The sequence below is a fragment of the Bacillota bacterium genome, assembly GCA_013178305.1.
Lineage (GTDB): Bacteria > Bacillota > Sulfobacillia > JABLXB01 > JABLXB01 > JABLXB01.
Genome location: JABLXB010000008.1, coordinates 214,630 through 239,775, shown reverse-complemented (window position 1 = coordinate 239,775; position 25,146 = coordinate 214,630). Strand labels below are relative to the sequence as shown.

At 64.3% G+C, this 25,146-nt stretch carries 22 protein-coding genes; 10 read left to right on the top strand and 12 right to left on the bottom strand.

Annotation, left to right across the window (positions count from 1 at the left end):
- Positions 1–169 precede the first annotated feature (169 nt).
- The gene (locus HPY55_15315) at positions 170–1,354 is read right to left on the bottom strand and encodes a pyridoxal phosphate-dependent aminotransferase (GenBank protein NPV71974.1); all 1,185 of its coding nucleotides are present in this window, start codon (positions 1,352–1,354) and stop codon (positions 170–172) included.
- 124 nt (positions 1,355–1,478) lie between these two features.
- Between HPY55_15315 and HPY55_15310 the strand changes: the two genes are divergently transcribed.
- Complete coding sequence (locus HPY55_15310) at positions 1,479–1,910, top strand: hypothetical protein (GenBank protein ID NPV71973.1); 432 nt, start codon at positions 1,479–1,481, stop codon at positions 1,908–1,910.
- A 5-nt stretch (positions 1,911–1,915) separates the two neighbouring features.
- Here HPY55_15310 and ilvN read toward each other — a convergent pair whose 3' ends face one another.
- The 4 genes from ilvN to HPY55_15290 all read right to left on the bottom strand — a co-directional run bounded on the left by ilvN (position 1,916) and on the right by HPY55_15290 (position 7,884).
- Positions 1,916–2,419 (bottom strand): acetolactate synthase small subunit, encoded by a 504-nt coding sequence (gene ilvN, locus HPY55_15305; GenBank protein NPV71972.1) that lies wholly within the window; start codon positions 2,417–2,419, stop codon positions 1,916–1,918.
- Complete coding sequence (ilvB, locus tag HPY55_15300; protein NPV71971.1) at positions 2,420–4,177, bottom strand: biosynthetic-type acetolactate synthase large subunit; 1,758 nt, start codon at positions 4,175–4,177, stop codon at positions 2,420–2,422.
- A gap of 457 nt (positions 4,178–4,634) precedes the next feature.
- On the bottom strand, positions 4,635–6,056 hold the full coding sequence (locus tag HPY55_15295) for a histone deacetylase (GenBank protein ID NPV71970.1): 1,422 nt from the start codon (positions 6,054–6,056) through the stop codon (positions 4,635–4,637).
- Between the two features lies 1 nt (position 6,057).
- Positions 6,058–7,884, bottom strand: coding sequence for a hydantoinase/oxoprolinase family protein (locus HPY55_15290; protein NPV71969.1), 1,827 nt, complete (start codon positions 7,882–7,884; stop codon positions 6,058–6,060).
- Between the two features lie 73 nt (positions 7,885–7,957).
- On the opposite strand from HPY55_15290, the gene HPY55_15285 reads away from it, so the two are divergent.
- The 7 genes from HPY55_15285 (at position 7,958) to HPY55_15255 (ending at position 15,725) form a co-directional block, all read left to right on the top strand.
- On the top strand, positions 7,958–9,886 hold the full coding sequence (locus tag HPY55_15285) for a sigma 54-interacting transcriptional regulator (protein NPV71968.1): 1,929 nt from the start codon (positions 7,958–7,960) through the stop codon (positions 9,884–9,886).
- Positions 9,887–10,129: 243 nt separating this feature from the next.
- Positions 10,130–11,035, top strand: coding sequence for a diaminopimelate dehydrogenase (locus HPY55_15280; GenBank protein ID NPV71967.1), 906 nt, complete (start codon positions 10,130–10,132; stop codon positions 11,033–11,035).
- Positions 11,036–11,212: 177 nt separating this feature from the next.
- Positions 11,213–12,373, top strand: coding sequence for an ABC transporter substrate-binding protein (locus tag HPY55_15275; protein ID NPV71966.1), 1,161 nt, complete (start codon positions 11,213–11,215; stop codon positions 12,371–12,373).
- Positions 12,374–12,485: 112 nt separating this feature from the next.
- Positions 12,486–13,355, top strand: coding sequence for a branched-chain amino acid ABC transporter permease (locus HPY55_15270; GenBank protein ID NPV71965.1), 870 nt, complete (start codon positions 12,486–12,488; stop codon positions 13,353–13,355).
- Positions 13,356–13,377: 22 nt separating this feature from the next.
- Positions 13,378–14,253, top strand: coding sequence for a branched-chain amino acid ABC transporter permease (locus HPY55_15265; protein NPV71964.1), 876 nt, complete (start codon positions 13,378–13,380; stop codon positions 14,251–14,253).
- Positions 14,240–15,022 carry an ABC transporter ATP-binding protein gene (locus tag HPY55_15260; protein ID NPV71963.1) on the top strand — a complete coding sequence of 261 codons (783 nt, stop codon included), beginning with the start codon at positions 14,240–14,242 and terminating at the stop codon, positions 15,020–15,022. Before HPY55_15265 ends, HPY55_15260 begins: the two co-directional genes overlap by 14 nt.
- Positions 15,006–15,725 (top strand): ABC transporter ATP-binding protein, encoded by a 720-nt coding sequence (locus tag HPY55_15255; protein ID NPV71962.1) that lies wholly within the window; start codon positions 15,006–15,008, stop codon positions 15,723–15,725. Before HPY55_15260 ends, HPY55_15255 begins: the two co-directional genes overlap by 17 nt.
- Here HPY55_15255 and HPY55_15250 read toward each other — a convergent pair.
- Together HPY55_15250 and HPY55_15245 are read right to left on the bottom strand one after the other, a co-directional pair.
- The gene (locus HPY55_15250; GenBank protein NPV71961.1) at positions 15,722–16,435 is read right to left on the bottom strand and encodes a phosphatase; all 714 of its coding nucleotides are present in this window, start codon (positions 16,433–16,435) and stop codon (positions 15,722–15,724) included. The two genes, HPY55_15255 and HPY55_15250, sit on opposite strands and share 4 nt — an antisense overlap.
- A gap of 51 nt (positions 16,436–16,486) precedes the next feature.
- On the bottom strand, positions 16,487–17,353 hold the full coding sequence (locus tag HPY55_15245) for a radical SAM protein (GenBank protein ID NPV71960.1): 867 nt from the start codon (positions 17,351–17,353) through the stop codon (positions 16,487–16,489).
- Positions 17,354–17,486: 133 nt separating this feature from the next.
- Here HPY55_15245 and HPY55_15240 point away from each other — a divergent pair, with 133 nt between their 5' ends.
- On the top strand, positions 17,487–18,893 hold the full coding sequence (locus tag HPY55_15240; protein NPV71959.1) for an MATE family efflux transporter: 1,407 nt from the start codon (positions 17,487–17,489) through the stop codon (positions 18,891–18,893).
- Here the strand turns inward: HPY55_15240 and HPY55_15235 are convergent.
- From HPY55_15235 to HPY55_15220, 4 genes are all read right to left on the bottom strand, one after another.
- A complete protein-coding gene (locus HPY55_15235; GenBank protein NPV71958.1) occupies positions 18,868–20,949 on the bottom strand; it encodes a GAF domain-containing protein in 2,082 nt (693 codons plus the stop codon). The two genes, HPY55_15240 and HPY55_15235, sit on opposite strands and share 26 nt — an antisense overlap.
- Positions 20,950–21,105: 156 nt before the next feature.
- Positions 21,106–22,026 (bottom strand): DMT family transporter, encoded by a 921-nt coding sequence (locus HPY55_15230; protein NPV71957.1) that lies wholly within the window; start codon positions 22,024–22,026, stop codon positions 21,106–21,108.
- Complete coding sequence (locus HPY55_15225; GenBank protein ID NPV71956.1) at positions 22,023–23,003, bottom strand: ornithine cyclodeaminase family protein; 981 nt, start codon at positions 23,001–23,003, stop codon at positions 22,023–22,025. Before HPY55_15225 ends, HPY55_15230 begins: the two co-directional genes overlap by 4 nt.
- Positions 23,003–23,827, bottom strand: coding sequence for a YitT family protein (locus tag HPY55_15220; GenBank protein ID NPV71955.1), 825 nt, complete (start codon positions 23,825–23,827; stop codon positions 23,003–23,005). Before HPY55_15220 ends, HPY55_15225 begins: the two co-directional genes overlap by 1 nt.
- A gap of 118 nt (positions 23,828–23,945) precedes the next feature.
- On the opposite strand from HPY55_15220, the gene HPY55_15215 reads away from it, so the two are divergent.
- Entirely contained in the window at positions 23,946–24,188 is a 243-nt protein-coding gene (locus HPY55_15215; GenBank protein NPV71954.1) for a hypothetical protein, read from the top strand.
- Between the two features lie 21 nt (positions 24,189–24,209).
- Here the strand turns inward: HPY55_15215 and HPY55_15210 are convergent, their stop codons facing one another.
- Complete coding sequence (locus HPY55_15210) at positions 24,210–24,992, bottom strand: site-specific DNA-methyltransferase (protein NPV71953.1); 783 nt, start codon at positions 24,990–24,992, stop codon at positions 24,210–24,212.
- Between the last annotated feature and the right edge of the window lie 154 nt (positions 24,993–25,146).

Here is a 25,146-nt window from a genome sequence, read left to right as displayed (position 1 = left end):
TTTGCCTGCGGCTTCCTCCAGATTCCACCTCACAGTGGACACCCTTGCCGTCCGGCTAACAGTTCCCCCTGTCGGGCCTGTATGGGACTCTCACCCACTAGTGAACGCGCCCTGCCGGGCGCACAACGATAAACCCCGTCACAGGGACGGGGCTCCATGGGTCTTTGCGCTACTTCTTCCGGAGAATGCTGGCGGCGGCCCGCTCCAGCCGCTTGAGGCCCTCTTGTATGTTCTCGAGGGAGTTCGCGTACGAGATCCTGATGTAACCCTCGCCGGCGCACCCGAACGCATCGCCGCCCAGCACCGCGACACCATATTCATCGAGGATCTTCTCCGCCAGCGCCTTGCTTCTCATGCCCAGCTTCTTCACGTTGGGGAACACGTAGAACGCCCCTGGAGGCTTGAGGCAGGACATGCCCTCGATCCGGTTGACGCCCTCGACGACTGCCTCGCGCCTCTGCCTGAACTCGGCGACCATCTTGTCCACCGAGGCCTGCGGCCCGCGCAGCGCCTCGATGGCCGCTATCTGGACGAACGCCGCGTTGCAGGAGTACGTGTGGATCGAAAGGCGGCTCATCTTCTCGGACATCCCGGGAGGGACTATCCCGAACCCGAGGCGCCAGCCTGTCATTGCATAGGTCTTCGACAGACTGTCCGCCACGATGACCTGGTCCCTGATCTCTGGGATCGAGCCGATCGACATTACGCGCCGGTCGTAGACGATCCGGTCGTACATCTCGTCCGAAACCACGTATATGCGGCTACCCTCGATGAGCGCGGCTATCGCCTTGACGTCCTCGCCGGTAAGCACGCTGCCCGTCGGGTTGTGCGGGGAATTGATTATGATGACGCGGGTCTTCGGCGTGACTCTCGACTTGAGCTCGTCGACGTCCAGCCTGAACTCGTTTTCCTCTCTGAGCGCGATGGGGACGGGGGTCGCTTCCACAAGCTTTATTACGTTTTCGTACAGGGGATATCCAGGATCCGGGTAAATGACCTCGTCCCCGGGGTTGACCAGGCAGAGCATCGCGAAGTACACCGCGGGTTTGGCCCCGACCGTGACGATGACTTGTGATGGATCGCAATCGATGTTCTTGAACTGTTTCGCGTAGCAGCTGACGGCCTCGCGCAGCGCGGGTATCCCCGGCGCCGGTGTGTAGTGGGTCCACCCCATCCTGAGGGCGTGAACACCACTCTTTACGATGTTAGACGGCGTCTCGAAATCCGGTTCGCCGATCTCGAGGTGGATGATCCTCTTCCCCTGCTCTTCCAGCGTCCTGGCACGCGCCAGGATCTCGAACGCCATCTCCGTCCCCAGGTCCTTGACTCTGTTAGCGAACACTATCCCTGACATTAACCAAACCCCCACGACCATTGTGCGGGATCAGTTCTCGAACAATGGCAGCTTTCCTCTCCGGCACAGGCAAGCCCCCAGGGGCATATCATGTGGGAGAATGCGTATGAGGAGGTGGCATCACATGGCGGGATTCCGGATCCTGTCCCAGACAGTCATCAGCCTTATGCCGACCGTCCCCGGCGCGCAGGGCGCCACCGCGACTGCGGCCCTGGACTTCGACGAAGATATGGTAGAGGTGGATGCGGTTGGGCTGCCGAATCCGTCGTTCTTCGGGACGGACCCGTCCACGGGCAGGCCCTTCAACGTCTATGAGGCGTGGCTGCTGAATACCGCGGAGAACCTGTTCGCAAGTATCGGCGAGATGACGATGCGCGCGGGTACTTACCGGGTACGCGCGAAATCACCGTTACCACTCCGTGAGTTCAACGCGGTCGCCATAACGCCGGAGGACAAGAACGGCCCGCAGACGGCCAACGGGCCATTCGTAATGATGGGCACATTCAGGGACATCGTACGGGACAGAAAACCCGATCACAGGAAACCGATGGGCTAGGGCTGCTAAGCCTGTTCGGTCTTGACCGCGGCCCTTCCGCGCAGCATCGAAATCTTGCCGGTCCGCGCCATTTCAATAATCCTGAACTTTGAGAGGAGCCCGATGAGGGCTTCTACCTTTTCTGAGTCGCCCGTCATCTCGACGACGAGGCTATCCTCGGACAGGTCCACGATCCTGGCTCGGAATACCTCGGCAACTTGCATGATCTCCGCGCGCGCCTCGGGGCCGGCGTTCACCTTGATGAGCACGAGTTCGCGGTCGACGGTGCCACGTTCGGTGAGGTCCACGACCTTTATGACGTCGATGAGCTTGTCGAGCTGCCTCATCACCTGGTCGAGGTCCCGCAGGTCACCCGAAACGACCATCGTGATCCGGGTTATGCCCGCGTCCTCGGTGAGTCCGGCGGTGATGCTCTCGATGTTGAACGAGCGCCTGTTGAAGAGCGACGAAATGTGGGCGAGCACGCCTGGACGGTTTACCACGAGTGCTACAACGGTGTAACGATTCACTCAGTTCACGCTCCCCGGGCCTTCTATCATTTCGTCAAGTGACGCCGCCGGTGGCACCATCGGGAATACATTTTCCTCCGTGTCGAGCACCAGGTCGACGAGTACCGGGCCGGGGGTCTCGAACGCCTCTCGCAAGGCAGGCGCAACCCTGGCGGGCTTCGCCACCCTCATCCCCTGGATCCCGTAGGCCCCCGCCAATTTGACGAGGTCCGGCGAGCCATCGAGCGCCACCTGCGAGTAGCGTCTCCGGTAGAAAAGCTCCTGCCACTGCCTGACCATGCCGAGGCAACCGTTGTTGAAGACGATCATCTTGAGAGGCAGGCGGTTCGCGGCCACCGTGGCGAGCTCCTGGGAGTTCATGAGGAAGCTGCCGTCGCCGGAGACCAGCACCACGCGCGAGCCGGGCCGCGCTACCTGCGCGCCGACCGCCGCGGGGAGGCCGTACCCCATCGTTCCCAGTCCGCCGGACGTCAGCAGCGTCCTGGGCCGCGTGAAGCCGTAATACAGGGCGACCCACATCTGGTGCTGCCCGACGTCGGTTGTGATGACGGCTTCTTCTCCCGCTATCTCCATTAGATCTCTGAGAACCCTTGCGGGCCGTGGGGAATGCCCGTTCACGCTGGGCGGCTTCTTGCCGTTTCCGTTCCGCTTGAACGACGCGAGGCGGCTGAGCCATGCCGCGCGGCCGGGGTAGGTGACCACGCCGGTGCCCTCGGAACAGCCGGCAGCGCAGGCCAGGCCTCCGGTCGCCGGGCGCATCTCCTGGATCCTCTCGAGAAGCGCGCGGAGGCACGCCCGGGCATCCCCAAGCACGGGGAAGTCGACCCTCACGTTTTTGCCCATCTCGGCGCGGTCGATATCGACATGCACTATTCTTGCGTTCGGGGCGAACCTGTCGACCCGGCCCGTCACCCTGTCGTCGAACCTGGCGCCGACGGCTACCAGTACGTCGCACTCCTGGATCGCGCGGTTGGCGGCGCGGGTGCCGTGCATCCCGGGCATCCCGAGAAACAGCGGTGAATCGTACGGTACCGCGCCGAGTCCCATCAACGTCGTCGTCACCGGGGCCTGCAGGTATCCCGCCAGCGCCTGTAGGTCCGCCGAGGCGCCGGACGCCACGACCCCGCCACCGGCGTAGATCAAGGGCGCCTTCGCGGAGAGCATGACTGTGGCGGCGGCCGCGACCTGCGTTGGGTCGGGTTCGATACGCGGGCGGTAGCCGGGCAGGTCAAGCGACTGTGGCCAAACGAACTCCGTTTCGGCTGCCTGGACGTCCTTCGGCACGTCGATGAGCACCGGCCCGTGCCTGCCGGTCGACGCGATGTGGAACGCCTCACAAATGGTCCGGGCCAGGTCGGCAGGGTTCTTCACGATGTAGTTGTGCTTGGTGATCGGGATCGTGATCCCCGAGATGTCCGCTTCCTGGAACGAGTCGCGCCCGAGAAGACCCACGCCCACCTGACCCGTGATCGCGACAAGCGGGATCGAATCCATGAACGCCGTCGCCAGTCCGGTCACCAGGTTGGTCGCGCCTGGTCCCGACGTGGCGAAGCACACCCCCGTCCGCCCGGACGCCCTGGCGTAGCCGTCGGCCGCGTGCGCCGCCGCCTGCTCGTGACGCACCAGCACGTGCCTCACGTTCGAGTCGAGGAGCGCGTCGTAGAGCGGCAACACCTGGCCGCCAGGGAATCCAAACACGACGTCGACCCCCAGAGTCTCGAGCGACTTCATGATTATCGATGCGCCTCTCATCAACACGCCCGGCCACCCCCAAAAAAACTACCCGCCCCACGTAAGGGGCGGGTCTCATCCCGCGTTACCACCCTATTTCGCCGGACTGAATGCCCGGCCTCTCCCGGGTACGGAGTCCCGCCTGCTACGGGCGTCGCTCGATACCCTGGTGCGTTAACGGTCGCCTTCCGGCGCGGCCTACTCGGCGTTCGCCTTTCGGGGCGCGGCTCAGGAATGATCTTCAGGGACGCTCCCGGTGCGGTTCTCTCAGCCCGTCACCGCTCTCTGTAACCGGACATCGGGCCCTTACTCTTCCCGTCATAGCCTATTGGCCCCATTATACGCACACAGGATGAACTTTGCAATACGAAATTGGATCAGTTGATGAGAGCTGCTTGCGATTACGATGTCGTGCGCTTCCCGCGTTCGTGCAACCGTGCACGGGGGCCGGCGGCGCGTGAGCGTGAGGGCTCCAACGAACAGATCAAGAACGAGCTGTATTCGGCGTACCTTTACCTGTCCATGTCGGCCTACTGCGAATCGACAGAGCCTCGTGCTCGAACGATCCCGTCGACAGGTCCTGGAGGTAAACGTGGTCGTGACCGGAGCCCTTTCGCGAACGCTCGAACTCCCGGCGCCCGTCGTGCCGGCAGGCGGAGCACGCCTTCCTTGGGATAACGACGGCGCAGGCGCTGGTCACGCCTCCAAATGAGTTCTCGGCGGTTGTCTTGATGACGCGGTACCCGCTGCACACCCCGCAAAGCCGTATCATCTCGTCCTGGTATTCCGCGATGCCGCCGGTATCGTAGTAGAGCCGCCGCCTCCTGCTGTAGAAGTCGCCGCGGCCGAATATCTTCCCCAGGTCTACCTCATGCCTCTTCCTCCACACGTCAAGCAGCCCCTTGCAGGTCCGCTCCACGTACGGTGAGATCCAGGGCGCCTGGCGAACGGCGCCCGGGTCGTAGTCCGGCTCGCGCACTCCGCTGTAATCCATCCCCGCCATGGCCAGCAGGATCCCGAGGTTGACGTACGGCAGCGCCCCCTCAATCGAATAGCCGCCCTGCAGTACCAGTATGTCGGGCGACAGCACCGAATTGAGCCGCGCGTATCCCCGGGCGGTGACCCGCATGTCGGTGATCGGGTCGGTGTAGTGGTTGTCCTGGCCCGCCGCGTTGATGACGATGTCCGGCTCGAAATCCTCGAGTACAGGCAGCACGAGCTGCTCGACGGCGGTCATCAGCCCCTCGTCTCCCGTCCTGGGCGGCAGGGGGACGTTCAGCGTCATCGCGTACGCCCCGGGCCCGCCGAGTTCGTCGGTGAACCCGCTGCCGGGGTACAGCGTCCGCCCGTCCTGGTGGATCGATATGTGGAGCACGTCGGGGTCGTTGTAGTAGATGTCCTGCGTCCCGTCAGCGTGGTGGGCGTCCGTGTCTACGAACGCGATCTTCAGGTCCTCGCCGTACGACTGCCTGATGTGTTCGACCATGATCGCCTCGTTGTTGATGTTGCAGAATCCCCGCGCACCATGCACTATCCTCATCGCGTGGTGCCCGGGCGGCCTCACGAGCGCGGCGGCCCTGTCCACCTCTCGCCGCATGAAGGCGTCGGCCGCAGCCATCGCGCCGCCCGCGGATATGAGGTGCGGTCTCCCGCAGACGCTGCTCACGTCGGGGATGCATACGTGCGCCCGGAGCACGTCCTTCTCAGTGGCCACACCCGGCCTGTACTCGGCGAACTCCGGAAGGTCGAGGAGGCCTTCCTCGAATATCTGATCGCGGGTGTAGAGCAGCCTCTCCTCCCGTTCGGGGTGAGTGGGGGATATCGCCCAGTCGAATGCGGGAAAGAACACCAGGCCGATCCGGGAGTGGCCGGCCGGCGTGCTGCGGCCTCGTCGTACCTCACGCACGTTACCCACCCCTTTCCGCGCCGGCGTCCAGCCTGAGGGCCGACGGCCTGACCTGCGCCTTCACGTCGAAGATCCTCCCGACGGTGTGGAAATCCCTGACGACGTTGAACCACTGCATCTCCACGACCTCGGCCTCCGCAGGGGATCCCCCGGCCCGACCGTCGTCGGCTCGACCGTCCACGTCCCCACCTTCACTCGAGGCCGGCCTTACGCCGGCGCGGCGCAGGGCGTATTCCCTGGCCATGGCGGCCGCCTCCGCCTCTCCCAGGTACGTGGTCCTCAGCCGTTCCCTCACGCCGTCTTCGGCGACGGTCACCGTCCCCTCGGCGGTGTCGATCCTCAGCGTCGCCTCGCGGGTCGGAACGGCGAGCGCGGCGCCGACCGCGTTGCCGACCGGGGCCAATTCGGGGACAACCGCGCGAACACCCAGTTCGCGGCCGATGAGCGGCACGAGCGCCGGGGCGGGCGCCCCGATCCCGACGATGCACGCAGGTTCAATCGCGCGACCGGTAATTACCTCGCGCACCGTGTAGGCGGGAGCGCAGTTGAGATCCTCAAGAAGCGTGCGGATGAAGCCGGACACGGTTGCGACCGCGTTATCCACGGCCTGCCTGGCCCACTCCTCCGGTTCCACGCCCGCGCGACGCGCCTCGCGGGCCAGAGCCGCGGCTGCGCGGGGCCCATCGCCGGCGTGCGTCATGCCGCACACAACCAGCGCGTCGGTCAACGAGGGCCCTTCACCCCCGAAAGCGGCTGCGGGCGTGTGCCCCTTCACCCCAACCCGCGGGCGGCCGGACGCCGCGCGCACCGGGCTGTCGCCTCCGATCCCGATAGACCTGGAGTACAACGCGCGGACCAGCGTCTTCCGCCCGCCGATCTCGGCCCCCCTGGGCTCGAACAGGGGCGACCCATTCACGAAGAACGACACGTCGGTAGTCGTGCCGCCTATGTCCACAGTCACGCCCGGTCCTTTCCACGCCTCGGGGGAGAGCGCCATCGAACCTATTATGCTGGCTGCCGGGCCCGACAGGATCGTCTTCACGGCGGAAGCGCCGGATGTCGCCGCTTCCATGGTGCCACCGTCCGCCTTCAGGATGTACACCGGGCAGACCACGCCCCGCTCCCTGAACGCCGACGTGAGCGCGGCGACGAACTCATCGTACAGCTCGATCACCGCGCTGTTCAAAGCGGCGGTCGATACCCTCCTCGGGAGATTTAGAGAACCCGACAGCGTATGCCCCATGGTGACGTTACGGGGCCCATCCCGGGTCGAGCCGGCGCAGGAAATCGCCTCCGCGACCGCCTGCTCCTGGCATGCGTTTCTCGTGGAGAACTTCCCCGCCACGGCGAACCTGGCGAAGCCCCGCGACCGGAGGTCCTCGACGGCGCGCCGGACCTCGCCGGGGTCGAGCGGCTCGACCTCCCGCCCACGGTGGTCCACGTAACCCCCGATCTCGACGATATCGAGTCCCGCGCCGTCCGCCCCCACCATCGACCGGAGGTCGCGGGGTGACACCCCGGGGCCCGGGATGACGAGCGCCGCCACGGGAGCCAGGTTCCCTGACACGACGGCGTTCGTGGCAAGTGTCGTGCTGACGGTAACCCGCCCCACTTGCTCACGCCGGAGGCCGCTCCCCTCGAATAGCGAGTCGAACGCCGAAACGATCCCCGTTGAAAGGTCATCCCTGCGTGTGGGCCGCTTCGCGCACGCGAGCACCCGGGCCGCCCCACCGATCGTCGGGGCGAGGAGTACGGCGTCCGTGTACGTGCCTCCGACGTCTATCCCGGCAATCACTCGTTCTACCCCCGTAACCATCCGTTCCCTCACGCCGGGAACTCTATGACATTGATGAAGGTACTCCTCCCACCGTGTGCGAATGATGGCACCGGAGGGCGACCCCATGCAAGCACAGGACTACGCAATCAAAGCTCTCGATTCGGTAATCAGCGAAGGGCTCATAATCGCCGGCAGGGACGGGATCATAAGGCTCTACAACCAGCGCGCGAGGGAGATATTCCACCTCGACCCGAAGTTCGGGCCGGGGCACCCGCCGGGGGTCGCCGAGCCGGGCGACATCGTGATGTTCTCGACGAACGTCCTCGGCGGTGACGACGGTGGGGTGAAGCCGGAAGACCTGCGCCTCTTCGGTGTGGACCCGCGCGGGATAAGGCCGGGCGACGCGGTCGTGGCAATCGGCCACCTTGGCTCCATACCGGGCTCCGCCGTCTGGAAGGCCTCCCCGCTGCGGGGCGAAACCGAGGGCCTGCTCGTGGAATTCAGCGCCGCCGCCAACCTGGCGCTCACGGCCTCAATAAACAAGGCGAGGAAAGTGCTGGGTTGCTCGGTGAACGGCATCTCGCACAACTACCAGTACCAGACGTCAGCGGGCCACCTCGTGATCGTCGACCCCGCCACAACCGAAGTCAAGTTCTACCAGGCAAGGGGATATACCGCTCGCAAGGAGGACGCGAAGTCCATATTGCTCGGCAAGCCGTTCGTCGGCAAGGGTCCCTCCGCGCCGAGGGTGGAGGCGGTGGGCAGGCACATCCTTGACATACACCCCGACTCGATCGGCATTCAGCACGTGGTGATGGTGCTGCAGGGCAAGAAGGAGGCGATCACCGGCGTCGAGTACGAGATCAACGGGATACCCCTGCGTTGCTCGGTCAAGCCCATAAGGGACGACGGCGGGATCGCGGGGGTGGCGCTCGTCGTCGAAGACCTCAGCGAACTCAGGTCTGTATCGAAAGAGCGGGACGACGCCCTCTTTTCCCTCCACTTGCTGGAGAGCAACCTCGGTTACTGGGCGACGAGGGGCCTGTTCGGCAAGATCGCGGGGTCCAGCAGGGCGATTTCGACCTGCGTAAACGTCGCGCAGAAGGCCGCGGCGTCCTCATCGACCGTGCTTCTCCTCGGCGAGAGCGGCACGGGAAAGGGCCTGTTCGCCAGGGCCATCCACGATTGCAGCCCGAGGAGAGAGGGGCCTTTCGTCCACGTCAACTGCGCCGCGATCCCGTCGTCGCTGGTGGAAAGCGAGTTGTTCGGCTACGAGGATGGGGCGTTCACCGGGGCCCGGAGGGGCGGCAGCCCAGGCAAGTTCGAGATGGCTAACGGTGGAACCATATTCCTCGACGAGATAGCGGACCTCGACCCCGGGGTGCAGGCCAAGCTGCTGCACGTCCTGGAGGAGCGGGCGGTGTACAGGGTGGGCGGCACCCTGCCGCGCGTTATCGACGCGCGCGTGATTGCCGCGACGAACAGGGACATCAGGTCGGCGGTGGCGTCCGGGTCGTTCAGGAACGACCTGTACTGGAGGCTTAACGTGATCCAGATAACGATCCCCCCGCTCAGGCAACACAAGGAGGACATCCCCGTCCTGATCCACTCCCTGCTGCCGGTTGTGGCGGCGAGGGTCAGGAAGGAGAACGTCCGCGTCGCCGACGACGTGTACCAGGTGTTCTACTCGTACGATTGGCCAGGCAACGTCAGAGAAATCGAGAACGTACTGGAAAGCGCGTGCAATATGGTCGAGGATGACGTCATTACTGTCGCCAGCCTCCCAGATTATTTGAAGAACTACCACACCGGCGCCGAAACCACAACCCCACCCCTCGAGTCCGGATCGGGCTCCCTCAGGGAAGCGCGAGGCCAGGCCGAGAAACGCGCCATAATTGAGGCCATACGCGCCAGCAACGGCGACGCGGGAGAGGCGATCAGGATCCTCGATATCGGTCGCACCTCGTTCTACGGGAAACTCAGGAAATACGGGCTGCTGCACGATAGGGGAAACGGGGAGTCACCGCCGCAGGGCGACGGCGCCGGCGGTTGACGTCGCGCAGGTCCGCAAGCCGCTTCAGGCGGGCCGGCGCGTGCGAAAAGGCGGACGTCCTGTCCGAAAATGCGGACGTTCCGCGGTCGTGGCACCCGCCCGCCCGGCGGTTCGCCGCCCCCGGCACGCGCTGTCCCAGGGTTTTCTGTCGCGGCAGCGTCTCCGGCGACGGCCCCGGGGCTGGCACCTTTCTTGCTAGATCCTGCGAACGGACAGATTCCTCCAGGGGAGGCTTCGTTTCGCATGGCCGGCAGGATACGTGTGGCAGTCGTGGGGTACGGGAACGTCGGGCGCGGTGCGGTGGAGGCGGTGGAGTGCTCGATAGACATGGCCCTGGCGGGGGTCGTCAGGAGGGATCCGTCGAGGGGGGCGCCGGGCCTTCCCGGCGGCATACCCGTAGTTGACGACATAGGGCTCCTCGGCGACGTCGATGTCGCGATAATGTGCGGGCCCAGCCGCCTGGTGCCGGAGCAGGCGCCGTCGATCCTCGAGCGGGGCATCAGCACCGTGGACAGCTTCGACGTTCACGGCGCGGAGCTCCTCGGCATGAAGAGGAGATTCCACGAAATCTGCCTGAGGACAGGGGCGAAGGCCATAGTGGCGGCGGGCTGGGACCCGGGGACCGATTCCGTCATCCGCGCCACAATGCTCGCCATGACGCCGCGCGGTATAACCTGCACAAACTTTGGTCCCGGCATGAGCATGGGTCACACGGTCGCCGTGAAGGCGATACCGGGCGTCAGGAACGCGCTGTCCCTGACGATCCCCGCGGGAAACGGCAGGCACCGCCGGCACGTGTACGTCGAACTCGAGCAGGGTGCACAGGCCGAAGCGGTCGCGACGAGGATCAGGCGCGACCCATACTTCATCAAGGACGAGACCACCGTTGAGGTGGTCAGCGACGTCAGTTCCCTCGAGGACCAGGGTCACGGCACGGTGATCGAGAGGAAGGGCGTCGCAGGGATGACTCACAATCAGCTCATCCGCTACGAGCTGAGGTGCTCCAACCCGGCTCTCACTGCGCAGGTGATGGTTTCGGCGGCCAGGGCTGCCACAAAGCTCCGGCCGGGGGCGTATACCCTGATAGAGGTTCCACCGTCGGCGATGTTGAACATGGATGTAGACGAAGCCATCATGAGTCTCGTTTGAACTCGACAGCAGGGTCCTGGCGGGGGGTGGTTCGAGGCCGGTTCAACACCAGGGTCCGGCGCGGGGCCTGCGCCGGGGACGCCGCGAAGGGCGGCGCCCACCGTTCGTTCCGCGGATAGATAGAATGAGGAGGGGTGTTTCGTGAAGAGACTGTTCGCTTTCATGATCGTGGCCGTCATGCTCGCGGGCGCGCTGTCGGGCTGCGGCCAGCAGGCGCAGCCTCCCAAGGAGGCTCCAAAGGAAGCCCCCAAAGAGGCTCCGAAACCCGAGGTAATCAAGATCGGGCACGCGGTGGCGCTCACCGGAGACGCCTCGATCTGGGGTCAGTCCGAGAGCAACGCGCTCAAGATGTGGGTTGAGAAAATCAACAAGCAGGGCGGCGTAAACGGAAAGCAGATCCAGCTCGTAGCATACGACACGAGGGCGGATTCCGTCGAGGCCGTCAACGTCGTCAAGAGGATGATCGAGCAGGACAAGGTCGTCGCGATAATCGGCGCCGCGCAGAGTGGTGTGACCATCGCCATGACATCCGTCACCGAACCGGCGAAGGTGCCCGTGATCGCGACCACCGCGACGAATCCCGCCGTGACCGTGAAGGACGGGCAGCTCAAGCCGTTCACCTTCAGGGTTTGCTTCATCGACCCGTTCCAGGGCACGGTGGCCGCGCAGTTCGCATCCACGAAGCTCAACGCCAAGAAAGCCGCCATCCTGTACGACGTGGGGTCCGACTACTCGTCGTGGCTCGGCCAGTACTTCACCGAGGCGTTCGAGAAGATGGGCGGCAAGGTAGTCGCGAAGGAAGCGTTCCGTTCAGGCGAGCTCGATTACCGTGCCATGCTCGGAAAGATCAAGAAGGAGAACCCCGACGTCATATTCATACCGACCGCCCAGAAGGAAGCGGCGCTCGCCATGAAACAGGCCCGCGACCTCGGGTTCAAGGGAACGTTCCTGGGCGGCGACAACTGGGGTAGCCCCGACATCGTCACGCTCGGCGGAAAGGCCGTGGAAGGACAGTACTTCGTGAACCTTGCCTCCATGGACGACCCGGACATCCAGGGGTTCATCAAGGAGTACAAGGAGAAATACAACGCCGAACCCGTCCTCCCCAACCCGGTCATGGCGGTCGACTGCCTGATCGCTCTGGTTGAGGCCATCAAGAAAGCCGGCACTGAAGGGCCCGCGATAGCGAAGGCGCTCGAGGGCACGGCGGACCTCCAGGTCCTGACCGGCAAGCTCACGATCGACCCGAAGACCCACAACCCGCTCAACAAACCCGCCATCATCCAGCAGATCAAGGATGGCAAGTTCGTGTTTGCGGAGAAGTACGTGACCAAGTAACGAATCGCAACGGCGTGGCCTGAACCCCCGGTGGTGCGGCGGGTGGACCCTTGCCCGCCCGCCGCCGGGGGCGGCCCGCCAAGGCCGCTACGCCTCGAAAAGGGGAATCCCTATGCTTCAGACTGTAGTCACGGGGCTCGCCATCGGCGGCATATACGCCCTGATGGCGGTCGGGTATTCGCTGGTGTTCTCGATCCTGAACTTCTCGAACTTCGCCCACGGCACCGTGATCATGCTGGGGGCATACGCGGGCTACTTCGTCCTGACCCTGGCCAAGGCGCCGTTCCCCGTGGCCATAGTGGGGTCGATCATATCGGGCGCCGTGATAGCGGTGGCCAACGAGGGCCTCGCGTACCGGCCGCTGCGTATCCGCAACGCCAAGCCGCTCTACTTCATGATCAGCGCCATGGGCGTGTCGATCCTGCTGGAGAACCTGGTGTACGCGACGATAGGCGCGCACTTTTACTCGTATCCCCACGTGTTCGAGATGGAGAACGTGGTCATAGGTGAAGCATCGATCGGGATCCTGGACCTGTTCGCCCTGGTGTTCTCGACTGTGGCAATTCTTGCGCTGCACCTGTTCCTCCAGCACACAAGGAGCGGAATCGCGATACGCGCCTGCTCGTACGACATGACCGTCGCCTCGATATTCGGTGCGAAACTTGACAGGGTGATCGGGCTCGTGTTCCTGCTCGCCGGCGGCCTCGCAGCGCTTTCCGGCGTGTTCCTCGGGATGAAGTACATGGTCTACCCGACGATGGGCTGGATCACCAACAAGGCATACGTGGCCGCGGTCATCGGCGGCCTCGGGAGCCTCCCGGGCGCGGTCATCGGCGGCGTGCTGCTCGGCCTGCTGGAGACGTTTGTGTCAACTTACATCTCGTCGACGATCAGGGACGTATTCAGCTTCTCCATGCTGGTGATATTCCTGCTGGTGCTGCCCACCGGGCTCCTCGGCAGGAACGTCGAAGAGAAGATCTAGACGGGTAGACGGGGGAACTCGCATGTACATCAGAGGAATCCTGACCGTGGCGCTCATAAACATCATAGCCGCAACCGGCCTGTCGGTGTTCACCGGATTTACGGGGCTGTTCTCTCTGGGGCACGCGGCTTTCATGGCCATCGGCGCGTACACGGCCGCAATCCTGACCTACTTCTACAAGGTTCCCTACTACGTAGCGCTGGCCGCGGGTACGGCGGCGTCCGGCGCCGCCGCCGCGGTGGTCGGTTACCCCACGCTCAGGACGAAGCTGAGGGGCGACTACTTCGCAATAGCGACGGTCGGACTCGGTGAGGCCATCAGGGTGATCCTCGAGAACCTGAAGATAACCCAGGGCGCCAGGGGTCTCCCGGGAATAACCCAGTACACGACCTTGCCGGTTGCCGCGGCGCTCACGGTGGTCGTGCTGTTTGTGGCGAGGAACTTCGTCGTCTCGGTGTACGGGCGGAACGCGGTAGCCGTGCGCGAGGACCCCGTGGCGGCCGAGATGATAGGCGTCCGGCTGCTCAGGACCAAGATGATCTCCCTCATCTTCTCGGGGTGCTGCGCCGGCCTCGCGGGAGGGCTTTACGCGCACTACCTGTCGTTCATCCAGCCCGTGATGTTCACGATGGTGCAGTCCACCCAGCTCACCGCCGCCGTCGTGTGCGGCGGGACGGGCAGCCTCACCGGTCCCGCGCTGGCGGCCTTCCTGTTCGTCGTGCTACCGGAGCTGCTGCGGGCGGCGCAGATGTGGAGGCTCGTGCTCTACGGGCTCCTGCTCGTCCTGATAATGGTGTTCAGGCCCCAGGGGTTGATGGGGTTCCGCGACATCACATTCTCGACGTTCCTGCCCGCAGCGGGCCGGGGGAAGGGGGGCGCGGCGCATGGCATTCGCTGAGTGCCGCAGCATAACCAGGTCCTTCGGCGGCGTTGTCGCGGTAAAAGACCTCACCTTCCACGTCGAAGAAGGCGAGGTGCTGGGCCTGATTGGACCCAACGGCGCGGGAAAGACGACCGTGTTCAACCTGATAACCGGCTTCTACAGGCCCGGCGCCGGCGTCATCAAGTTCAAGGACCGGACGATATCCACGCTCACACCGCCCGACATCGTGGGTATGGGCATCGCCCGCACCTTCCAGAACATCCGCCTGTTCGGGAACCTCAGCGCGCTGGATAACGTGAGGACGGCGCTATACAGGCACGCGGATTACGGCCTGGGCCCGGCGCTGCTCAGGACCCGCAGGGTCGCGCGAACCGAAGACGGGATCAGGGAACTGGCGCTCAAGTACCTCGATGAGGTTGGACTTGCCGGCAGGGCGGACGCGCGGGCGTCGAGCCTGCCGTACGGCCTGCAACGGAAACTCGAGATAGCCAGGGCGCTGGCGCTCGAACCGCGGCTTCTCCTGCTGGACGAGCCGGCCGCAGGCATGAACCCCGAGGAATCGCTGGGCCTCGTGAGACTGGTATCGGCACTGAAGGGCAAGTACGACCTCACCGTGATCCTGATCGAGCACCACATGGACGTGATCATGAACCTGTGCAAGAGGATCGTCGTGCTCAACTTCGGCCAGAAGCTCATGGAGGGGACGCCCGCCGAGGTCCAGTCGGACCCGGAGGTCATCAAGGCATACCTGGGGGAGGAATTCGCTCGTGCTCGCCATAAATGACCTGTGCGTTTTCTACGGGAGAATACAGGCATTACACGACGTCTCGCTGGCGGTGAACCAGGGCGAGATAGTCTCCATCGTGGGGGCGAACGGCGCGGGCAAATCCACGCTCCTCTGGACGATAATGGGTGTAAACAGGCCGAGGAAGGGCGGCATCAGCTTTGAGGGCCGGCCACTCCGCCCCATACCCGACGAGGTGGCATCGAAGGGCATAGCGCTGGTCCCCGAGCGGAGGCGCCTGTTCGCCAACCTGACAGTCAAGGAGAACCTCCTGATGGGCGCGTACCTGAGGCGGCGCGACGAAGGCATGAAGGAGGACCTCGAAAGGGCGTTCACCATGTTCCCCGTGCTGAAGCAGCGAATCAACCAGTACGCGGGAACACTCAGCGGCGGGGAACAGCAGATGCTGGCGATAAGCCGCGCGCTGATGGCGCGGCCGAAGCTACTGTTGTTCGACGAGCCATCGCTCGGACTGGCGCCGGCACTCACCGAAGAGGTATTTCGCTCGATCCTCGAGATTCGCCAGCGCGGGACCACGGTGATACTGGCCGAACAGAACGCGTTCAAGGCACTCGAGATGGCTGACAGGGCATATGTCCTGGAGACCGGCAGGGTAACCCTGACCGGCACCGGCGCCGCGCTGCTGGAAAACCCGGTGGTCCAGGCCGCCTATCTCGGCATCAAGACCGCGGAGGGCGCCTAGAGCGTCGGGACGCGGAGGGTGCCGAGTACCCTCTCGATCGACAGGTTGAGCACCTTGCCGGGCTCGACCCCCGCATCCTCGATGATCCGCAGAGCCTCGTCCAGGTCGCCCACGTGCGCCGAGAAGTGCGCGTCGCTGTCGGCGCATACCGTCACGCCGTGCTTCTTGCACAGTCGCGCGATCCTGGCGCAGTTGTCTTTGCTACCCAGACGCGACCGCACGAACGACGAGTTGTTGATCTCGATGACCTTGTTGCACTCGGCCGCCGCCATCACCACGCGATCGTAGTCGAGGGGGAATTGCGGGTTACCCGAGTGCACAAGTATGTGTACGAGCGGGTTCTGTAGCGCGCGCACGACCGCCGTGGTGTTCTCCTCGACGGTGGACGGGACCAGGCATTCAGTGTGCAGGCCCACCAGCACGAGTTCGAGGCGTTTCAGGTACCTCTCCGGAAGGTCCAGCGACCCGTCGTGGTCGATGATGTTCGCCTCCACGCCTTTTATCACCCTGATCCCCTCGATAGTCTCGGGAAGCACGATCAGGTTGCCGAAGTAGAACGCTTCAGGGGCGTGGGGCATTCGTGGGCCGTGGTCGGTGGTGGCCAGCGCAAGCAACCCCTTCTCCCTCGCGGCGCGGGCGTTCTCCTGTATGGTGCTGTATGCGTGGCTGCTGGCCAGGGTGTGCGTGTGAAGGTCGGCCACGGGCCGCATTCTTTGGGAATTATCCGGTGACTGCATCGGTTTCATACCCTCCCATTTTGCTCAGAATACGACCTCGACCTCCAAGGAGACCTCTTTCCCCGCCTCGAGCGCCAAGGCCCTGAGTTCAGCCTCGTACTCATCGGGGCGCGACCGCGCGAATCCGAGTCTCGAAGCGGCCGCGGCGTTGTTCCTGAAGGCTCGCTGGAGTCCGCCCAGGCAGCTGGGATAAAGGTTCACACGGTCCACGAGTACTCTTCTCGCGCCCGCGCTCGCAAACATCTTGAAAAGGCGGAGGATGACCTCCGGCCTGTCGGAGTAGTGAGGGATCACAGGGCCGAAGAACGCCCACGTCGGGATGCCTTTCCCCGACAGCGCCTCCATGGCCGACAGCCGCCGGGATGACACGGGCGCCCCTGGCTCCAGCGTCGCGGAAACCCTGTCGTCGGGGGTTGTGACCGTAAACCCGACGTCCACGCTCGGCAACGTCGCGAGCACGTCCAGGTCCCTCACGACGAGGTCGGACTTGGTGAGAACCGAGACTACCGGCGGCTCGGCGCTGGTGTTCGAATGCGTGGAGAGCACTTTGAGGCAAGCTCGGGTGATTCCGTATTCCCGCTCTACCGGCTGGTATGGATCGGTGACGCTCGACAGCATCACCTCGACGGGTTCGTCGCCGGGGGGGCAGAGAGACCGACCGAAAAGCCGGCGGCTCTCACGGTCGAGGGTTCGAGCGAAGTTGACCTTCACGTCCACGAAGCGACCCCACGGTTCGGGGTGGGGCCTGAAACGGGTCATGAACTGCGCGTAGCAGTATACACACGAATGCGCGCAGCCGGTGTACGGGTTCAGGACGAAGTCGACGCCTTCTATACCCGACTTCACCAGCGCAGACTTGCACTCTATTTCGCGGACCACCGCGCCGCCCATCCGGCACTCCTTCCGTACAACCCGCGGCCCGCCTGGCGGGGCTCTCCGGGCAGTGCCATTATAGCACAGCCTGTTTGAACATCGCGTGAGGTTCTGGTAGAATCTAATTCCGGTTCACAGGAAGGGGTAACGAATGGCCACGCAGACACCCAGGATGGAAGACCAGGAGCGCCCGGCGGTCGACGCGCGGGCGTTGAGGCGGGAGGTCCTCGGCCTCGCCTGGCCGGCAAGCCTCGAAATGATAGCCTACATGTCCATATGGATGGTGGATACGGCCATGGTGGGGCGCCTGGGCTCGCATGCCCTGAGCGCTGTCGGCATGGCGGGGCAGGTGTACTGGACGATCGTCTGGGCGTTCGCAGGCCTGGGCGCCGGCACGGTCGCGATCACGGCGCGCTCGTATGGCGCGGGGGACGCCGTAGAAACGTCCCGCCGCGTAACCGAGAGCATCTCGGTGGCTACTGCGCTCGCCCTGATCCTGTTCGGGATAGTCCGGCTGGTAGCGGGTCCGGCGTCGCACCTGATATCGATGGGTGAAGACGTGCAGGCGTTAATGCGGGAGTACCTGGTCGTGATGTCGTATGGGGCGCTACCGGTGCTCGTGCAGATGGTCGGCAGCGCGTGCATCCGCTCAACGGGGGACACGAGGACCCCGCTCATCGTGTCCGGGATAGCTAACGGCCTCAACATCGTTGGCGACTGGGCGCTCATTTTCGGGAACCTGGGGCTCCCGGCGCTCGGGGTGAGGGGCGCCGCCGTAGCCAGCGTGGCCTCAGCCGCGCTGGGATGCATCCTGGTCCTGATCGCGCTCGCCAGTGGAAAGAACGGTGTAAGACTCGTCCCACGGTACGCCCTGGGCTGGAGGCGGGACACCGTGCTCGGCCTGATCAGGCTGAGTGTCCCCGCCTCGGCGGAAGCGATACTGATGGACGGGGCACGGTCAACGCAGATGTTCATCATGACCGCGCTGGGCGACGTGCAGTTCGCCGCAAATCAGGTAGCCGTGGTCTGCGAGTCCCTCTCGTTCATGCCGGGCTACGGCCTCGCCATAGCCTCCAGCATAATGGTCGGCCAGTCGCTCGGGGCCCGCAACCCCGTGAGGGCGCGCCAGGGCGTAAGGCAGTGCCTTATCTTGAGCATCGCCATCATGGGCGCCATGGGGCTCCTGTTCCTCACGATACCGGGCTCACTCGTGGGTCTATTCACTCGGCAGGAGACCGTCGCACATTCGGCTGTCACGGTACTACGGCTCGCCGGGTTGTTCCAACCCATGCTGGCTACTACCGACGTGTTGCTCGGGGCACTGCGTGGAGCGGGCGACACGAAGACAGCGATGAGGATTACCGCCTTCGGGACGTGGGGGCTGCGAATCCCGCTCACCTGCCTGGTCGTCAGGGCATTGCACATGCCCCTGGCAGCGGTGTGGGTCGTGAACGGGCTGGAATGGACCGCGAGGGCCTTCCTCGCTACACGTGCGTTCAGGGCGGGCCGCTGGATCACGAGGGACCTCCTGTCTACTGGGTCCCCTCCTCAAACCTGACGTACGGCCTCGCCTGGGAGACTACGATGGAGTTGCCGCCACGGCGCTTGGCTGCGTAAAGCGCCGCGTCGGCGGCTTCCACCAGTCCGGCGCGTGTCGTTGCGTTGAACGGGCAGGAAGCCAAACCGAGACTCGCCGTTATCTTCGCCGCTGGCCGGCCGTCCCCGGCGGGGAACGCCTCGCCCTCGATCGCCTCCCGGATGGACTCGGCCGTACCGAGGGACTTGCCAATGCCCGCGCCCGGGACGATTATAGCGAACTCGTCCCCACCGTACCTCGCCACGATGTCGCCGGGCCCGAGGCACGATGATGTCACCTGCGCCACCATCTTGAGGAGCTCGTCACCGGCGGGGTGCCCGAACGCGTCGTTGAAGTCCTTAAACCGGTCGAGGTCTATCATTATCAGGCTGACCTCGCCCCCCAGTTGCAGCGAGCGCTGGACCTCAACCGACAAGAGCTCCTGCAGGTGCCTGTGGTTGTAACACGATGTGACGCAGTCGGTCGTCGCGAGCTGTCTCGTGGCCTCGTGAAGCCTGGCGTTCTCGATCGCTACCGCAGCCCTCGAGCCGATTATGTACAGCATCTTCGTGTCATCCGCGCTGAACTCACGGGGGGTTGAACTCGCTACGGTCAGGACGCCGATCACCCGGCCTTCGGATATGAGTGGCACGCACGCCATTGAGACTATCCTGGGCCCCTCGAACACGCTCTCTATGAACCTCGGCTCTTTGGAGACGTCGGGGACTATGACCTCGCGGGCCTCCCTCGCCGCCCACCCGGCCAGACCCTCACCGAGCCGGAACCTCACGCGGTCGATCATCGAGGGGTCGGCCCCCCTCGCGGCCTTCATGACGAGCTCGCCCGTGGACGCCTCCACGAGCATGAGAGAGCACCGCTCCACACCGAGCAGGCTTCCCACCATGTCGAACGTGGCGTTGAGCACGCGGTCCATCTCCAGGGTGGAGCTCAGGGCCGAAGCAACCTCGTAGAGGACCGACAGGTCCCTGACGCGCCGCTTGAGTTCCTCGTTCAGGCGGGCGTTCTCCAGGATGACGCCGAGGTCCCGCGCGATGGCCGACAACATGTCCAGGTCCTCGAATCCGAAATGCCCCCGCTTGAAGTCCTGGGCCATCAGGCAACCCACAACCTGGCGTCCGGCCAGGAGCGGGGCCACGATGGTCGATTTCGTGCCCGCCGCGCCCCTGCTTCGCGGGTCCACAGCGCTGTCCACCACTATGTCGGCCACACCGTGGACGGCGCACCACTCGGCGAGGCCGAAGTCCACGAGCGGGCCAGGCAGGTCTCTCGCGGGGTCGCCGCCCATCGTATCGGCGAGCCAGCGTACCCTCTTCTCGATGGGGTCGAGGGCGAATACCGCCACGAGAGGCCACTTCATCGACCCGCGTATCGCGTGGACTACCTTGAGTGCGGTTTCTCTCAGGTTGTTGACCCCGCCCACGCCAGACGAGATCTCGTACAGCAGGGACAGGGTCTGGATCCGCCGCTCCCTTTCCTGGAGGAGACGCGCCGTCTGGATCGCGGATGCCGCCAGTGAAGCCGCGACGGCCAGCATGCGGCAGTCGTGGTCGGAGAAGCCGTTCTTCGTGTTCTTCTCGAGGTTCAGGACGCCGATGATCTCGCCACGCACGCGGAGCGGGACGGCCACTTCGGAAGCGGTGTCTGACTGACTCTCGACGTACCGCGGGTCCTCGCTCACGTCAGCGACCAGCGCCGGCTGGCCGGTCATAGCCACCCACCCGGTGATGCCCTCCCCGATACTTATCTTGATGTGGGCGCAGCTGCGAAGTGGCACACCCCAGGTAGCCCTGATGTGGAGGCGTTCCTTGTTCTCATCAAGGAGAAGGATGTGCCCGTAGGTTGCCCCGAGCCTTCTGCCCAGGCGCTCGACGAGGAAATCAAGCAATTTCTGGGGGTCCGTGGTCTCACCCACGGCCTGGGCGGTCAGGTACAGGATCTCCTCTTCGGTCCTGTACTGTTCGAGCTCATGTTGGAGGTCATTCGTCCGCCGGGACAGGTCCTCAGATACCCACGGCATTCCAATTCCTCCAGTGGCGGGTATCTCCTGTTCTTCGACAGATTTCGCGGAATTCCTACCGCCCGCCCCCGGGGAGCCACCGGACCAGCCCCCGGCGCAGGATCCACTCGGGACTACTCGGGCACGCACCTGGGGTACGTCCGGTCGGGCCCGCCGTCAAGCCTCCGTCGTACGCCGCCTGATCAGCAACGCGCCCAGCACTACCAGCGCGCCGCCCAGGGCCTGAACCCATGCCAGCCTCTCCCCGAGTATTGCGACCGCCAGGGCCGCGGACACGGCCGGCTCGACCGTGCTCAGGATGGCCGTGCGGCTGGCGCCGATGATCTCCAGTGCCCACAAGAGCGATATCATCGGCACGGCGGTGCACCACCCCGCGAGCGCCGCCACCGACGCCCAGGCGCCGGGACTCCGCGGCAGCCACCACTCTCCGGATAGCAGCATCGAGATCACATAACACGATGCAGCGGAACACGCTATGTACACCGACTTCACCGCGGGATGCACGCCGGCGGCGACTTTGCGGGCGAGGACCGAGTAGAGGGCATTGAAAACCCCCGAAGCTATGGCCATGAGCGCGCCGGCAACATGAACCTGCCGAACTGAGCCTACCATTCCTGAGGCGCCAGGCGCCCAGAGGATCAGGGCGCAACCTGCCAGCGACAGCAACAGGGCGGGGACGGTGGCGCGGTCCAGGCGTTCACCCAGGATGAAGTATGCGAGGACGATAGTCGTCACCGGGTAGTGATAGAAGAGCATGGTCCCGATCCAGGCCGGGACGTATCGCAGGGAAGCGGAGTATAACCACGAGAAGCCCGCATATCCAGCCCCCATGCAGGCAAGCCGGGCGACCATGGCCGGCGAGAGCCTCAGGGATATCCCCCTGACCTTGCAGAACCAGACAAGCAACCCTGCCCCCAGCGTGAACCGCCAGGCCAGCATGCCGGCTGTGGTCGCGCCCTGGGCGTAAGCCACCTTGTACAGCACCGGCAGGCTGCCGAAAGCCGCAGCCGTGGTCATCGCCAGGAAGACCCCCAGCGCTTTCGACCCGCCGCGGCGTTCGGCCCGTTCGATACTCAAAGAGGCAGATTCCTTCCGAGGCCGGCCTTAACCGCGCGGTTGTATATCACTATGGCCGTGGCCATGTCCTCGATGGCCAGCCCCAGGTTCATGCATATTATCCTCTCGGACGGCGAGCGCCGCCCTACCTTCCCTGTCACAACGTCGCCCATGTCCCCCTCGGCTTTCGGAGCGCCCCCGAAGTACCCGTCGGTCCTGTAGTACTCGAGCTGCTCGATGTCATCGGTGAAGAAATGGTCTGCAGCCTGTAGCGCGTCGTCTTTCCAGTATGAGTCGAAGTCGAGCGGCACCCCCAGCGCCCCGCGCTTGAACCACGAGGCGGGGATGGTGGGGTTGGGGTGCTTCAGGATTGGCCCGGCCGTTATGATTACATCCGCGTCCCTCACCGCGTCCTCCGGTGAGTTCACGGGGACGATACTGAGCGGGTATCTCTCGCGGGACTCCCTGACGTACGCGTCGAGGACGTCCCTGCGTATGTCGTAGACCTTCACCGTCTTCAGGCTATCCATGACCAGGGACAGGGCCTCGAGATTGGACCTGCCCTGCACGCCCGCCCCGAGAATGGCGAGCGTCGAGGAACCGGCGTTCGCCAGGTACTTCGCCGCGACGGCGCTCGCAGCCGCCGTACGCATGGCCGTGATCCACATGCAGTCCATCACGCAGAGCGGCACGCCCGTCCGCATGTCGTTCAGTATCAACAGGCCCGTGATGTAGGGGAGGTCCAACTTGTAGTTCTCGGGGTACCCGCTCACCCATTTCATCCCAGCGACCCCGAGGTTGGGCAAATACGCGGGCATGGCGTGAATGAACGAGTCCGGCTGCGTATGGATACCCGGTTTCGGAGGGACTTCGGCGCGACCGCTGCCCTTCTCGATAAACGCCGCCTCTACCGCGTCGACTACCTCTCTCATGGTCATCCCGGCCCGCTCCACGTCGGCGTAAGACAGGTACAGCACTTCTCCTGGACCGCTGGACATCAGATCAAACCCCCTCCGAATCCCTCACCGAGCACCTCCGCTACGTCTGTGACGATCACGAAGGCGCGCGGGTCGACCTGCTGAATGACTCGCTTGAGCCTGCTGATCTCTCTTATGTTGAGTGCGGCAAGTATGACCTTCTTCTCCGTGGAGGTATAGGCCCCCCACCCGCTGAGGTACGTGACACCTCGCGAGAGGTCACCCATTATCACCCCGGCTATCTCCTCCGCCCGATCCGAGATGATAATGGCTGCCTTGGCCCTGGACAGGCCCTCCTGTATGTACTCGGCGACCTTGCCGCCCAGAAACGTTATTATCAGCGCGTACAGGGCCGTATTGGCCCCCATGGTGAGCCCGACGATCGAGAGGATCGCCACATCCGCGATCGTGTACGTGGCCGTCAGCGATATGCCGTGGTGTCGCTTCAGGTAGAAGGCGAGGATGTCCATGCCGCCTGAGGTGCCGCCTACCCTCAGCATGAGGCCCGAGCCGAACCCGCCTATGGCCCCACCGTACAGGCTGGCCAGGAGCAGGTCGTCCATCTTGAACTGTACCTGCTGGGTCAGGTACAGGGCCGCCGTAAACAGGCCCGCGCCGATGAGGGTCTTCTCGCAAAACCTGCGGCCGAGCTTGTAGTATCCGAAAACGAGAATGGGGATGTTCACCGCGCCGTACAGGAACGCCACCGGAATTCCCGTGAACCTATACGCGACGACGCAAAGACCGGCTATACCGCCCTGCCCGAGATCGTTCGGCACGACGAACCCGTTCGTTCCCACGGCCAGGATGGTAGCACCGGCCGCAAGCCACAACAGCTCTTTCATCATCGCAACCCCTGAACTCTTGCCTTCCACATCCACACCTAGACTTCAACTCCACCCCGCATGTTTCCTCCGGACCCTCCATACTCTAAACCGACCGTGAACGCGAGGAGGAGAGTATGTGGACAAGACCATATCGGTACTCGGGATTCTAGTGGATGAGCGCGGCGAGTTCGCCCCACAGGTACAACAGGTGCTCACCAGGCACGGCCAGTCGATATTGATGAGGTCCGGCACGCCCAGCCCTGACAGGGAGAAGGGCATAATCACGCTGGTGATGGAGTGCCACAGGAACGAGATTGCCGAGATCAAGCGGGAGCTCGAGGGCATAAAGACCGTGAAGGTGGGGGCGGTGACCCTGTAATAACCGGCGGCGCCAGCGCGCTCAGCCCGTCTTCCAGAAGTCGAGCAGGTATTCGAACGTCACGCCCATCGTGATGTAGTTGCTTGGCCAGCCGAAAATGCCGATCCTGTTGACGATGTTCGTCCGGTCCCAGATGATTACGTTGCGCAATTCATAACCCACGTCGCGCAGGCAGTTGATCAGCGAGACGTGAACCGTCACGCGCGTGTTCTCCCACCATATGTCGGGGACGTTGACGACGCAATGCGCCCTGGGCTTCAGCAGGGGAAGCATCGCCCCGAATATAGCCGATATGGCGGTGGAGTAGTCCTCGATTCCCAGGGTCCCGAGGTCCCTGGGATCCTGGCTGTACTGCTCGACCCTGCCGTACTGCGTGTTCTTCCGGAGGTCCCCGCGGCGGCTCTTGTTCCTCCGCCTCCGGTTCAGGAGATTGGCGTACGGGGGTGAAGTGAGCAGCAGCGCAACCGTAGATGGGCGCACGTACAGGGCGGTGTCCCTCGCATCGGCGCAGACCGCCACCTGCCGGCAGTCACCGCTCGCGGGCTCAGCCGCGAGGCGCCTGCAGCACAGATCCACATAGCCCGGATTCAGGTCTATCCCGACCGCGTTGCGCCCCGCGTCCCTGGCAGCCACGAGCGTGGTGCCGGAGCCGACGAACGGGTCGAGGACGAGCTCCCCCCGGTGGGTGAACAGGTCTATACACCGTCGCGCAAGCGATATTGGGAACGTTGCGGGATGGACGGATTTGTCGCGGACGTCCCGCCTCTCGTACGTAAACTGCCATACACCGACCTGGGCTTTCATCCATTCCCTGGCCGAGATGCAGCTCAAGTGGTTCGGTGGGCACGAGCATCTTCTATTGTGTTCGATCTCGGGGGGAACCAGCTTTTGCTCGGGTCTGCGGGAAACCTGCAAGGCCAAGCCCCCCTTGTCTGGACCTTCCCCGCGCTCCGCGCGC

Coding starts and splice junctions, on each gene's coding strand:
- HPY55_15315 (NPV71974.1), bottom strand. CDS start 1,354: ATGTCAGGGATAGTGTTCGCTAACAGAGTCAAGGACCTGGGGACGGAG.
- HPY55_15310 (NPV71973.1), top strand. CDS start 1,479: ATGGCGGGATTCCGGATCCTGTCCCAGACAGTCATCAGCCTTATGCCG.
- HPY55_15285 (NPV71968.1), top strand. CDS start 7,958: ATGCAAGCACAGGACTACGCAATCAAAGCTCTCGATTCGGTAATCAGC.
- HPY55_15280 (NPV71967.1), top strand. CDS start 10,130: ATGGCCGGCAGGATACGTGTGGCAGTCGTGGGGTACGGGAACGTCGGG.
- HPY55_15275 (NPV71966.1), top strand. CDS start 11,213: ATGCTCGCGGGCGCGCTGTCGGGCTGCGGCCAGCAGGCGCAGCCTCCC.
- HPY55_15270 (NPV71965.1), top strand. CDS start 12,486: ATGCTTCAGACTGTAGTCACGGGGCTCGCCATCGGCGGCATATACGCC.
- HPY55_15265 (NPV71964.1), top strand. CDS start 13,378: ATGTACATCAGAGGAATCCTGACCGTGGCGCTCATAAACATCATAGCC.
- HPY55_15260 (NPV71963.1), top strand. CDS start 14,240: ATGGCATTCGCTGAGTGCCGCAGCATAACCAGGTCCTTCGGCGGCGTT.
- HPY55_15250 (NPV71961.1), bottom strand. CDS start 16,435: ATGCGGCCCGTGGCCGACCTTCACACGCACACCCTGGCCAGCAGCCAC.
- HPY55_15245 (NPV71960.1), bottom strand. CDS start 17,353: ATGGGCGGCGCGGTGGTCCGCGAAATAGAGTGCAAGTCTGCGCTGGTG.
- HPY55_15240 (NPV71959.1), top strand. CDS start 17,487: ATGGCCACGCAGACACCCAGGATGGAAGACCAGGAGCGCCCGGCGGTC.
- HPY55_15235 (NPV71958.1), bottom strand. CDS start 20,949: ATGCCGTGGGTATCTGAGGACCTGTCCCGGCGGACGAATGACCTCCAA.
- HPY55_15225 (NPV71956.1), bottom strand. CDS start 23,003: ATGTCCAGCGGTCCAGGAGAAGTGCTGTACCTGTCTTACGCCGACGTG.
- HPY55_15220 (NPV71955.1), bottom strand. CDS start 23,827: ATGAAAGAGCTGTTGTGGCTTGCGGCCGGTGCTACCATCCTGGCCGTG.
- HPY55_15210 (NPV71953.1), bottom strand. CDS start 24,992: ATGAAAGCCCAGGTCGGTGTATGGCAGTTTACGTACGAGAGGCGGGAC.